The sequence below is a fragment of the Sphingobacterium sp. HSC-15S19 genome, from assembly GCF_050433745.1.
Taxonomy (GTDB): Bacteria; Bacteroidota; Bacteroidia; order Sphingobacteriales; family Sphingobacteriaceae; genus Sphingobacterium; species Sphingobacterium siyangense.
This window is the reverse complement of the sequence record NZ_JBNPWQ010000023.1, coordinates 35,169-47,458: the sequence shown is the minus strand read 5'-3', so window position 1 is coordinate 47,458 and position 12,290 is coordinate 35,169. Positions and strand designations below refer to the sequence as shown.

13 protein-coding genes are annotated in these 12,290 nt (G+C 40.7%); all 13 read right to left on the bottom strand.

The genetic code is table 11. The features are described 5' to 3' along the window. Entirely contained in the window at nt 1-393 is a 393-nt protein-coding gene (locus tag L1283_RS18375) for a response regulator transcription factor (protein ID WP_143884025.1), read from the bottom strand. A 299-nt stretch (nt 394-692) separates the two neighbouring features. Further along, the gene (locus tag L1283_RS18370) at nt 693-956 is read right to left on the bottom strand and encodes a molybdenum ABC transporter permease (RefSeq protein WP_143884026.1); all 264 of its coding nucleotides are present in this window, start codon (nt 954-956) and stop codon (nt 693-695) included. Between the two features lie 105 nt (nt 957-1,061). Then, the gene (locus L1283_RS18365; RefSeq protein WP_143884027.1) at nt 1,062-1,511 is read right to left on the bottom strand and encodes a DUF3872 domain-containing protein; all 450 of its coding nucleotides are present in this window, start codon (nt 1,509-1,511) and stop codon (nt 1,062-1,064) included. A gap of 11 nt (nt 1,512-1,522) precedes the next feature. Further along, nucleotides 1,523-2,083: a conjugal transfer protein TraO gene (locus tag L1283_RS18360; RefSeq protein ID WP_260031510.1), complete on the bottom strand. Its 561-nt coding sequence runs from the start codon at nt 2,081-2,083 to the stop codon at nt 1,523-1,525. A gap of 21 nt (nt 2,084-2,104) precedes the next feature. After that, the gene (traN, locus tag L1283_RS18355; RefSeq protein WP_260031512.1) at nt 2,105-3,007 is read right to left on the bottom strand and encodes a conjugative transposon protein TraN; all 903 of its coding nucleotides are present in this window, start codon (nt 3,005-3,007) and stop codon (nt 2,105-2,107) included. A 23-nt stretch (nt 3,008-3,030) separates the two neighbouring features. Next, nucleotides 3,031-4,383, bottom strand: a complete 1,353-nt coding sequence (traM, locus tag L1283_RS18350; RefSeq protein WP_260031515.1) for a conjugative transposon protein TraM — start codon at nt 4,381-4,383, stop codon at nt 3,031-3,033. After that, on the bottom strand, nt 4,370-4,657 hold the full coding sequence (locus tag L1283_RS18345) for a hypothetical protein (protein WP_038330851.1): 288 nt from the start codon (nt 4,655-4,657) through the stop codon (nt 4,370-4,372). The genes traM and L1283_RS18345 overlap by 14 nt, the downstream gene beginning before the upstream one ends. A gap of 10 nt (nt 4,658-4,667) precedes the next feature. Further along, nucleotides 4,668-5,291 (bottom strand): conjugative transposon protein TraK, encoded by a 624-nt coding sequence (gene traK, locus L1283_RS18340; RefSeq protein ID WP_260031519.1) that lies wholly within the window; start codon nt 5,289-5,291, stop codon nt 4,668-4,670. Between the two features lie 20 nt (nt 5,292-5,311). Beyond that, a complete protein-coding gene (gene traJ, locus L1283_RS18335) occupies nt 5,312-6,307 on the bottom strand; it encodes a conjugative transposon protein TraJ (RefSeq protein WP_260031522.1) in 996 nt (331 codons plus the stop codon). Nucleotides 6,308-6,310: 3 nt separating this feature from the next. After that, a complete protein-coding gene (locus L1283_RS18330; protein ID WP_260031524.1) occupies nt 6,311-6,943 on the bottom strand; it encodes a DUF4141 domain-containing protein in 633 nt (210 codons plus the stop codon). A 256-nt stretch (nt 6,944-7,199) separates the two neighbouring features. Continuing rightward, a complete protein-coding gene (locus tag L1283_RS18325; protein ID WP_429626372.1) occupies nt 7,200-9,074 on the bottom strand; it encodes a reverse transcriptase domain-containing protein in 1,875 nt (624 codons plus the stop codon). Nucleotides 9,075-9,564: 490 nt separating this feature from the next. Then, on the bottom strand, nt 9,565-11,955 hold the full coding sequence (locus tag L1283_RS18320) for a TraG family conjugative transposon ATPase (protein ID WP_379824674.1): 2,391 nt from the start codon (nt 11,953-11,955) through the stop codon (nt 9,565-9,567). Continuing rightward, nucleotides 11,952-12,281, bottom strand: a complete 330-nt coding sequence (locus L1283_RS18315; RefSeq protein WP_260031527.1) for a DUF4133 domain-containing protein — start codon at nt 12,279-12,281, stop codon at nt 11,952-11,954. The genes L1283_RS18320 and L1283_RS18315 overlap by 4 nt, the downstream gene beginning before the upstream one ends. Nucleotides 12,282-12,290: the final 9 nt, after the last annotated feature.

Sequence of the window (12,290 nt, the reverse complement as noted above, 5' to 3'; positions counted from 1 at the left end):
CTAGCCATTGACAGCCTTGTCAATGGCTTTTTTAAAATTATCTACGTCACTACCAAGAATTAGATAATTTGAAAAACCAATATCCAAAAGAGCCTTGCCTACTTGCTCATCGTCAATATCACTATGAGCAAGTAGCTTAATCGATGGATATTTTGATCTCAATTTCTGTAGCTGTTCCAGTATATTCTTGTCGTAAAAATCAATGTCAATAATACAAACCTTTGGTATAGATTTTAAATCAGATAATTGAATTAATCCATCTTTAATACTTTCCGATCTAAACAACACTTCAATTCCTGAAGCTATGAGTTCGTTGTAAATCAGATCCAAAATTGGGCTTTTGCCATCGATAAAAGCAAGGGTGATTTTTTGTTGTGATGTACCAGTTTCCATATTTATTCTCGTATCAAATTAATGGATTGCCTGCACAAAAAAGAAGCGTAGGCAACTACAACTTATCGATACTGAGGCACTGGTATACCCGACAACGAATAAGCGAGCGCCCACGCCTAGCGTGAGCGTTCCTACTTATTGTCTTGTTGTCTTATTTTACTAAGTAAATATACTAAAGTCGTTTTAATTGATTAGCATTCTCTCTATAATTGTAACCCTTATCAATCTTTATCTCTTTTAAAAACAAAAAATCGGATAACCTTTTAGATATCCGATTCTCCTAAAAATGTAATTAGAAATTATTTTTGATTTGATTGCTCTGTTTTTATTGCCTTTTTTTCACGAGAGTAAACCCACACTGACAACAGCCCGAAAATAATCAGTGCATAAGCTATCCATTTACCAACTCGTTCAAGAAACTTAATGGTGACCTGCTTTTCATAAGACGAAAAGCCCTCTGCACCAGAGTGACTTCTTCTATAAAACTTTCTTCGGTTAATCCAGTAACGGAGTGCCAAACCTGCAACTAAAGATATTATCCCTATAACCAATGAAGAAATCATAACAAAATCACTTTAAATTCACATTTTAAATTTACAAAATAATTTTCCCACTCATTATCCTAAAAAAGAAATCCTGTCATAAAAAGGCAGGATTTCTTTTTCTTTTTAATCACTACTATTGAACTGAAAACTCAATTGTTTTTCGTTCCCAAAACTATCCGAAATCCAAACGTCAAAGGATTGTGAAACTGCTGAAGTTGAAGTATAATACAATCGAAATTGTTCCGATGCCAAAGGATACAAATCATTCGGAAGATACGGAGGCTCATTATAATACTGCAAAGTACCTTGTCCGTCGAATTGGAAGTAGCGTAGGAAATATTGTGTGTTGCTGTAATTTCCTGTACGCTGTATGGTAATGCGTATCTCAACGGTCTGCCCATTGGTAACATCTTTAGGCACTGGCATTACATTGACCTCGAAAGGAAAATCGTTCTTTATTTCGAGTTCATCATCTTTGCTACAAGATACCAAAGTAACCGAAGCTGTAAAGATTGCCAATAGTACATATATCGCTAGTAATCCTATTCTGAATTTATTAAATATTGCTATCATCGTTTTATGTTTTAAAAGTTAAACCTTAATCCCACACCTGCGGACAGTCGGAACTGTCGCAAATCTGTACTCCATAACACTTTGGTACGCCCTTGCAAAACCAATACAAATCTGTCAGACAGGTACGTTTCAAAGGTCAGGCGACCACCGGCACCGTAAATGAAATTATCCTCACTCATTATTTTCGCACCATCATACAGCATCGTTTCGCCACGGTTGATGTTTTCGTAACCAACAACACCTGTTATCCCGGCATTCAGTGTGATATTCTTACGGGCATCGCCTAATAAAAAGAAACTGTAACCTCCTTCAACGGTGTAGGTTTCCTGCGGTATTTGGAGCGATTTATAATCGTGGTATTGGTGTGTGTATTCCAAAGCCCATATCTGATAATTTCCGTTTTTACCGTTCACGGTCATACCAAGACTGATGTAATAATCATTACCGATTTTATCATCAGACAAAATACCTGTGCTTATTTCCAAACCTTTTTGTTTAGGTAACATTCTTTGTGCCTGTGTTACCATGATGGCCATAAAGAGCAACATCACGGTGTAGATATATTTTTTCATTGTAATTGCTTTAAAAGGTAATTAAAATTTCAGGTGTATATCATTGATTACACGGGCTTTGATTAAGTCCGAATTTTCTACCTGAAGTGTTTGGTGTCGTCCACCGTTTTTCTCAAAGATTTCAATTAGCAATACCTTATCATCGGCAATGGTAAACTGGTCTAACAGAAAAACATTTTGTTCGGTAGATTGTCCGTTTATTCCGTCTTCCAAAGGCTTGTAAGTGCGAAGCGGTATTATAGGTCGTTCCTGTATTACGGTACGTTTGGCTACCTTTTTATCTACTACCTTGAAATTGATAAAATCAATGTTAAACGGCACATTGCTTTTGTTCCTTAATTCCGTATGGAAATAGTATTTCCCATTGTGGATATAGATACCTTTCAGGATAAACTGAATACCGAAGCTCTTTGCCCCGATGTGTTTTACTATACGTTTGTCTTTCTTGTAAATGGTTTCCAATAACAAACCAGCCAAAGACGGAGAATTGTTGCCCAATTCTTCAAACAGCACATCGTTTCCGTTGGCTTTATCTACTGCTTTTTGCATTGTTAGCAGGTCGTAGCTCAACGCTTCCGGGTAAGAACTGTAATACACATTGAAAGAGTAAAAACGACCATCATTGGTAATGACGGAAAAGTTGGTTTCGGCTTCAAAATTCCGAACCGATGCTTTTACACGCAATACGTTTTCTGTATCTTCTGCTTTTCCGGCAATCAGGTACTCACTTCCTAAATCCACATAACGAATGGCAGTAGGGAAAATCAGGTGCGAGGTTTTATCGTAGGTTACTTCCATACGATATGGCTCAATTCTGCCCAATTCAAGGGGTGTTTTTACAGGTACACTATCCTGTGCAAAGGAGGTTACGGCAAAGCCGATGGTCAGGGCAACTGCCCAAAAGGTTTTAAAAATATTTTTCATTTGTCTAAATATTGAGTTTAACATTATTGTTTTGATACAAGAAAGACCTGATGTCCTGCTTTTAGCGAAACTTTTGGGGTACGTACTTTCTTGGCGAAATAGCCCGAAATGCCCTGCACCACGCCACGGCTTAAATCAGCAGCTACTTGTTGTCCTGCATTTTGGGTAAGCATCAGACTTGTTCCTGATTGTTGGCTCATATTACCCGCCATTTCGGTAAGAGCATTCATTTCCGGAGAATACGGAACATACAGACCTTGCTGTCCATCCAGATCATAGATAGTAATATCAACCGGAATGATATTACCTTCCAATTCAACAGAGGTAATTTTAAGCTGTAAACGTCCGTTTTGAAACTTGGCATTAGCCGTTACAACCGTTCCCTGCGGAATAGTACGGCTTGGTGTTTTTGCAGGTTCTAATAATCGTAACCGAACACCAGTTTCGCCAACCACCGTCTGTGCATCGTTTACACAGGCTTTGATACTATTTTTGGGCTGTACAATTTGTTCGGAAATACCTGCGGTATAAAATCCTCTGTTTCGGGTTTCGCTCCAATTTTCCAAAAACTCACTATCTGTAGGCTCCCGATATAAAGCAGATACCGTATTTTTCCTTGCAGCAGTAAATGATACAAAATGTTCTTTTTTATTCTCACCCGAAGCCACTGAAGTGGTACTATTTGTTGCAGGTACAGGTTGTTCTGCGGTGTTGGTATTCGTATTTGTCGGGAGATATTTTGCCGCCATCTGATAGGATTTTTCCATCAATGCAATCTGGTCATCTACAGTTGTAGGCTTTGGCAGATCTCTATCAGCTAGTTGTTCTTTCAACTCGTCCAATTGCTTGCGAAGTTCCATTGTTTCAGAATTGTTGTCCTGATAGAAATTACCCAATGTACTTTGTGCATTTCGATAGCTGTTCAATGCAGGATTACTGTTTCTTCCCGAATTTCTACTACCACCTCCATAGCCGGTGCTTTCATCATCATCTTCGGTAAATTCATCCACAGGCTCTTTCTTGTCATCGGTGTTCCAATAATCTGAAAGCGTTGCTAAACCATTACGCTTCTCCTGTTCTTTGCGTTCCAACATTTCAAGTTCATACGCCTTGCCTTTGTCGGCAGGCATTCCTGCTCCGGTAGCCTGTGGCACGTCATCGTTTAGCCCGATGTTTTCGATTTCCTTTTTGTCTTCCGACGGTTTAAAAATTAAATACATACAACCCACGAAAACAATACCCATCAAACCAAAAATCAAAGGCTTTTTGAGCTTTTCCGTTTTATTCTCCTTACCGTTTTGCAGTACATCCGCGGTTTCTTTCGGGTTACCCTCCGTTACCCGAACAACCGACTTTTTGTTCTCATTTTCTTTCATAAATCTGATTTTTTAAAATTGTTGATAATGTGTCCTGTAACCTTGCAGGACTTTCGTTCTTTTTAAGGACAGGGTTTTCAATATGCTCTATCTGTATATCGTTTTTTGAATTGCTTGTATCGTACCATACTTTGGTAACAACGCCTACAGTAAGCAGTAGATAACCAATAAAGAAGTACAGCGTGTATAGGTGTTGCTTCCTCAATGGTAAAGCCCTCCAACTGTTGTCCAGCTTGTCAAAAAACCTGTCCATATTTTCCTTGAATTTTTTCATATATCCTGTTTTAACGTTCGATGACCTCTATATCCTTGTTCTCTACCACCGCAAATTTTTCGATGTTAAAACCTTGGGGATTGTTGTCGGAACGAACGGAGTTTACGAGATAGCAGGAAGTAACCAGGTTACGACGTGTTACATTACTTGACCTAATGATGAACTGCTTTGCGTAGGTACGCACCGCATAAGGATAATTGTCAAAGTTGCACACTACACTATCTACCTCTATGCTTTGCTGTACATTACCCGAAATAATACGGCTGTAATACCCTTTTTCAGAAAGGTCTTTGTAATAATCAAAGGCTGATTTATCGGCAAGATTGAAAGCCCTGCTCATATTACTTTCAATGGCATTCTTGTCGGGAGCCAGCGTAAAGAACAGTTCATGAAAACGCCTAACGTGTTCCCGAGCCTCAACAGGTCGATTAATATTGGCATCTTGAGACAGGGCAAGCATTAAGGATTTGCCGTTATCCAGCACATAGATTTTTTGGCGTTGCTCATCGGCAAAGCTGTACGATTTCCATACGGCATATCCTACAACACCAATACAGAGAACTGCAAATACTATGGCATACAAACGTATCTGCCTAAAGCTGTTTTCTATATTTCTTAAAGTTTTAAATTCCATTTTTAACTGATTTAATTATTTTATTTTCCCATTAATTTGCCACCGATATTCCCTGCTGCCGAACCAGCTCCTGCACCTGCGATATTGCCAGTTTTCATAGCCGTTTGGTTTACGTTGCGTGTAAAGTTTCCTGCACCTCCGGCTTGGATTACCCAACCTGTCACTGTTGGTATGGTGAAGTATCCGATAATGCCAATAATCATAAAAATGATGTACACCGTATTGCTCGTATCAGGTATATAAGTTGGGTCTGCGAGCATAGCTATATCCCGTTCTAATATGAGGGATTGTATCCTTGCCAACATAGAGCTGAACAGATCTGAAACAGGTAGCCAGAGATATACACTGACATACCTGGTGATCCATTGTGTTAGTGTTGATTGAAAGCCATCCCACACGGAGATGGCAAAAGCAATTGGGCCGAGAATGCTTAAAACAATCAGGAAGAACGTTCGGATAGTATCAATGACTAAAGCCGCAGCTTGAAATAGTATTTCGAGTAGGTTACGAAACCAATCTTTGATGGCTTTTTCGATTTTGTAGGCTTGCCTATCCATATACATTCCGGCCATTGTTCCAATATCCGATGGCGACCAGCCCAGTTCCTCCAGCTTTTTATCAAACTCTTCGTCCGATACCATATAGGCTGTTTCGGGGTTTCTGACCATTGCTTCATATTCCAATTGGTCTTTCTGTTGTTGCAGTTTGTTCAGATCGAGTACCTGGTCTTCGAGTATTTGATGGGTTCCGGTTACAACAGGACTTAATACCGCATTAATGGTTCCCAACACGATAGTTGGGAAAAACATAATGCAAAGTCCTAAGGAAAATGGGCGAAGTAAGGGGAACACATCAATAGGTTCGGCACGGCTTAAAGCCTGCCAAACCTTTAATGCTACATAGAACAAAGCTCCCAATCCTGCCAAACCTTTCGCAACCGCAGCCATATCGCCTGCAAGAGGCATCATATCATCGTAGAGCGAACGCAGAAGTTCGTGAAGATTATCCCATTCCATGATTTACCAGTATTTTTGGTTAGAAGTTCCGTACAGATCAAGCACCCTTTTGGCATCGTTTTTCTTCTTTGCTCTTAGGTAGCTTACTGATATGTTCTTATTGGTGTAATAGCGTACAAGGCTGTGGTATTCTTTTACTTCTTTGTACACACGGTCAATAATATCCATACGCTCTTTGTCATTTAGCGAAAGACTTGATGCACTGATAATTTGCTTCAATTCCTTTAGCAGTTCTGTACTTTCATTCAGCAGTGCCGAATAACCGTTACCAATGGCTACTAACTCATTTGGTTTGAAATTTGGATCGTTCATCATCTTACCGAAATTGGTCACATACATCTCGGATACATCGCCCACGATTAAAACTGTTTGTTGCACCTTACGGGCATCTTTCACAAGGTTGTTGATGGCTTGGAGTTTATCGTAATATTCCTTGCCTTGTTTGTACACTTTTTCAACCTCTTTGAAGTTCTTTACCACATTGCTAACCGTAGAGGAAGTCTGTACGATTTCGTTCGCAGAGTTGAGAATACCTGATGCTAAATTTGCTGGGTCAGTTACGACAAATTGAGCTTTTGCTGACGGTGCTACGACAAACAGTATTGCCGTGAGCATCATTAAAAATATTTTTTTCATTGTCTTGAAATTTTAAATGATTACTTATTGATTTAATTCATCACGCCTTTGCATAGCGATATGCTTAATGGCGAGTTCCACATTACCGTCCAATTCGGAAGCGAGTTGCATCACTTCCATTTTTTCGGTTTCTTCTGTCGTGTAAGCGTAGGATAAGGACCCGGCGCCTTGCCATATTGACTATGGTAGGTTTCCAAGAACTCTCCCCCGAACCGTACGTACCTGTCTCCAGGTATACGGCTCTCCATCAATTTATTCAGTCTAACTTGCCTGCGTGTATCTTATCGTGGCATTTTGAGCATACTGCCAAGGTTTTTCTTCTCCTTGCACTCATTCGTTTTTCCCAGTCTTGCTTACCTTTCAGGTCTTTCAATTTGCGTATATGGTGCATTTCCAATTTCTCGTTGGCACCGCATAATTCGCATTTCTGGTTTTGCAACCTTGTTATAAGGCTGTTTCTTCCTCCTGTAATGGTAACTGTGACAGGTAAACTATCCACGTAAGCACCACGGGCAGCTTTTTGGCGTTTGAAACCCTCTTTGTAAAAGCGTCTGTACATTATATCTCCTTTCCTGTTTTTGTAGGGAATGGAAAACACTCCGTTGATACATCTTTTAGTCTTTTCCTGACTAATTGAAGTTTGGTATTTCAGTGCATACGTTTTGTACATACTGTACTCCAAGATGTAAGAAAATGACTGGACAAACGAGCTGTTGTTGGCAATTGAGTAATAATTGTAAAAGCCCCGTATTTCAGCGTTGTACTGACTGATGATTTCTAAGTCATCCAAGTCTTTCATGTAATAGCGTGAGCGTGGTTTCCAAACTTCTGTGCCTTTTTCATTTACCAGGTTCATGGCATTATAGCTCAGTAGCCTTTTCTTCATCACGTCTACTGTGACACGGAGTACAATCTTATCTCCGAAACATCTTACGGTTCTACCGTGCTTATCTCTCTTGGCTTCATCGGAGTTTCGCACGGAGACATCAAAGCCTAAGAATTTGGCTGGTTTCTTAGCATTAGTCACCAAGGTTTTTTCATCAGACAGTTCAAGTTTCAGTTTTTCATCAAGGTAAACCTTGATGTCTTCCTTTATCTTTTTGCAGTCTTCTTTGCTACCTATGACCCCGATAAGAAAATCGTCCGCATACCTAACGTATTTTAACTTTCTGAAACTACCATCCATCTTGTCATAAGCTGGATATTTGTTTCTTTCCTGTCTCAACTCTTTGATGTACTTAATCATCTGCTCTCTGACAGTTTCGTCTGTCTCACATTTGAGTTTCTTGGCCAAGCGGTATCGTCTCTGTTCGTGTAGCCTGTACTGGCGTGTTGCCGTAGTTCTTTTACCCTTATCGAAGTCCTTGATATAATCCTTGACATATTTATCGAGTTTATCAAGGTAAATGTTGGCAAGGATGGGGCTTACAATCCCACCTTGCGGTGTGCCACTGTATGTTTTGTGGTACACCCAATCTTCAATATACCCTGCATTGAGGAACTTTCGTATCAACCGAATGAACCTGTCGTCAGCGATACGCTCCTTTAGGATACCAATCAATATTTCGTGATTGATATTGTCGAAGAAGCCTTTTATATCGCCCTCGATGAACCACCGTACAGCAGTGAATGACTGTTGGACGCTTAATAGGGCTGTGTGACAGCTTCTATTGGATCGGAACCCATGTGAAGTATGCTCAAAGCTCCCCTCATAAATTGCTTCCAATATCATTCTGATAACCTCCTGCACTAATTTGTCATCAAAAGATGGTATACCAAGCGGACGTTTCTTCCCGTTCTTTTTCGGAATGTATGTCCTCTTGGATGGGTTTGGCTGATAGGTCTCGTTTCGCAACGATGCAATCAGCCTTTCAATGCGGGATATACTCATTCCGTCGATGGTCTTTCCATCAACTCCTGCCGTCATATTGCCTACTTTACTGTAGATTTTCTGATAGGCGATAAAGTACATCTCTTCATTGAACAGAACCTTGTACAGCCTTTCGAATTTATAGTCCGTGTTTCCGCTGTGCCTTATTAGACTGTTCAATACTTTTTCTGGATTTCTCATAATGTCTCTCACATTTTCCGTTAATCGTATTAAACTAAATTGACTGTCTCCCTTCGCCATGTACAGGGCTTTCCCCTGCTCGGACTACTACGGAGACTCCGTTGCCGTATCGGATATTCAGGAGCTTTTTCCATAGCCACGCCTGTGGCATTCCGACTTAGGCAATCCCCATTTAGACATATAGCAACTATTGGCACGTTAGATTGTCGGATGCGATGTTCGCCCTTTTCTGCTTATTGCAGTTACGTTGTGGTCTGTTTATGCTATCACTACTACCTGTCATTAGGATATTACCACAAAGTGACGTTGGTAACTGTCTTCCGTCACTGCCTAAGAACTGACCGTTCGGACTGTCGTTCAATCAATCAAGACTTCATCCTTATATCTAACTTTTCAACTCGCCATTCAGTCGCAACACGACAATTAGTTGACTTATGGCTTTTCCGACATGCTACACTCCCCGTCGGGTTTCCCGTTCGGATAAGTCGGCTGTTGATGGGCGTTATAAACACTTGCCCAGTGGTTGCCAAACCACATTCACTATATGCCCTTATGGGCGCACCAAATATTCTTCAAGGCTTACTTCCGTTGCGTACACTGCCGAGTGTGTTCCGCCCAATCCAATCCAAACTTCCTTGTACAAGCGACTGGCATCGTTATTCATGTTGATGGATAGTACCTGTGCTTTCTCTTTATCCGTAAGCCCCAGCATCGTCTGTATATCATCAAACTTGTTCATGTACTTACGCTGATCTAAGAGAATTTTACAATCTGAATTGTTGATGATACTTTCTTTGACGATGGGCGATTGAATAATATCATCTACTTCCTGGGTTACGACTATAGCTTCGCCGAAAAACTTTCTAACCGTTTTAAAGAGGTACTTTATGTACTCTGCCATTCCTTCCTTTGCGATTGCTTTCCAAGCCTCCTCAATCAGTATCAGTTTGCGAATACCTTTCAGTCTTCGCATTTTGTTGATAAAAACCTCCATGATGATAATGGTTACGATTGGGAAAAGTATTTTGTGATCCTTGATCGCATCAATTTCAAACACGATGAAGCGTTTAGAAAGTAGGTCTAACTGTTTGTCCGAGTTCAGCAGATAGTCATACTCGCCACCTTTGTAATAAGGCTCTAAAACGTTGAGGAAATTGGCTATATCAAAGTCTTTTTCACGAACCTGTTTTTCTTCGAGTACCTTGCGGTAATCTCCTTTTACATATTCGTAAAAGCCATTGAACGATGGGAAAATGCCCTCGTTTTTTATACGGTCGATATAACCTGAAACCGCATTGGAAAGAGCAACTTCCTCTGACCTTGTAGGCGGTTCATCGTCACGTTTCCAAAGCGTGAGTATCAAAGTCTTGATACTCTCACGCTTTTCAATGTCGAACACACCATCATCGGTGTAAAATGGATTAAAGGCAATCGGGTTATCTTCGGTATAAGTGAAGTAAACACCGTCTTCGCCTTTAGTCTTTCCTTTGATTAATTCGCACAACCCCTGATAGGAGTTACCTGTATCTACCAGCAGTACGTGAGCACCTTGCTCGTAGTATTGCCTAACCATGTGATTGGTAAAAAAAGATTTACCCGAACCTGACGGACCAAGAATAAACTTGTTCCGGTTCGTGATAATGCCCCGCTTCATTGGCAAATCCGAAATATCCAAATGAATAGGTTTTCCTGTAAGCCTGTCAGCCATCTTGATACCAAATGGCGATGGTGAATTGTGATAATTGGTTTCTTCGGTGAAGAAGCACAAGGCTGGCTCAATAAAAGTGTAAAAACTTTCTTCGCTTGGAAAATCACCTGCATTGCCTGGCATTCCTGTCCAATACAGGGTAGCTACATCCGTTGTATTGTGGCGTGGCTTGCATTCCATCAATGCTAATGCACTTCCGCAATCGTTCTTTAGTTGTTTCAACTCTGTAGAATCTTCCGACCAAGCCATAATGTTGAAGTGTGCCCTTACGGAAGACAGCCCAAACGAATGTGCTTCGTTCAGGTACTTCTCAATCCACTCTTTGTTGATTTGATTGGCACGACTGTACCGAGCCAGTGAGTGCATATTCCTTGCTGACTTCTCAAACTTTTGCAGGTTGTCTTCGCTGTTATCTAAAAACAGGTATTGGTTGTAGATGTGGTTACAGCTCAACAATAATCCCACAGGAGCAGCGAATGACAAACGACAGTCGCTTCGATCAGTGGAAAGTTTTTCAAATCGGGTATCCGCCGAAACGGTTGCAGGCAAATCGTCTGTATCCGACAAGGTATGCAGGGACAACCTTTTGTTTCCAATACGGACTTCTTCAGCACTGAGTGCTATATCCTGCATTGCCGTTCCGTTTTCTCTTGACAGCGTTAGGTATTGTTCCAGCAATCCCTGTGTTTCGTCCGTACCAATGATATCGTCTTCAGTCAAACGTCGCAGGCTTATAAAGCCGCTATCGTTCACAATACGCTCAAACTGAGCCACCACTTCCATAAATCGGTGTATCGTTTCTTTATTGATTTCCTTTGGAATAAGCGTACCCTTACAAAGCGAACTGAAATTACTTTGCATACGCATTCTATTCTTGGTCGTCTTGGTTAGAAACAGATAGCAATAATGGTTTAGGAATGGTCGCTCGTTAAAATGACGTTGGTAGGATTTTGACAGAAAACTTTGGTCTTCCTGTGCCAGATCGGGAGCGTAGTTTTCTTTGATGTACCAATCCTGTTTATGAATGACTGTAAAGTCTGGCAAGGTTTTGATTGCCTTGTGCCAAGCGGAATGGATAGCCTCGTATTCTGCCGACGCAACGGTAAACAGTTCTGGCAACCGTACTTCAAAACAGGCGGTAATGTCTGCATCTTTAGAAAGAATGCAGTTGTTCTCTATTGCTAGCAAAGGAAATTTGTTTTCCAATGTGGCTGTCTTAGCTACATTTCTCATACGGTTTTGGGTTTAGGAGTGAATCTTAAATACCTGTGTACAGGCTTGCGACAGATTATGTAGCGAGGATGCCTTTTTATGGCTCCCAACTTCATCAGTCCGTGTTCGCCATATTTCCTGTTCAGTGAAAAAGTCTGCCATACGATGAGTGAAGCACCTCCGGTTCCGAGTAATAGACAGATGTAAGAATTTACACCTGCCATATACATTATCATCACGAAGATTAAGGTACCGAGCAATCCACCTGCGAAGATGAAAAGGTACTGTGCTTTCAATCCCTTAAATTCTACCGTTCTTCCGATGCCTTTGTTGATATTGTAATTCATAAGGCAAAA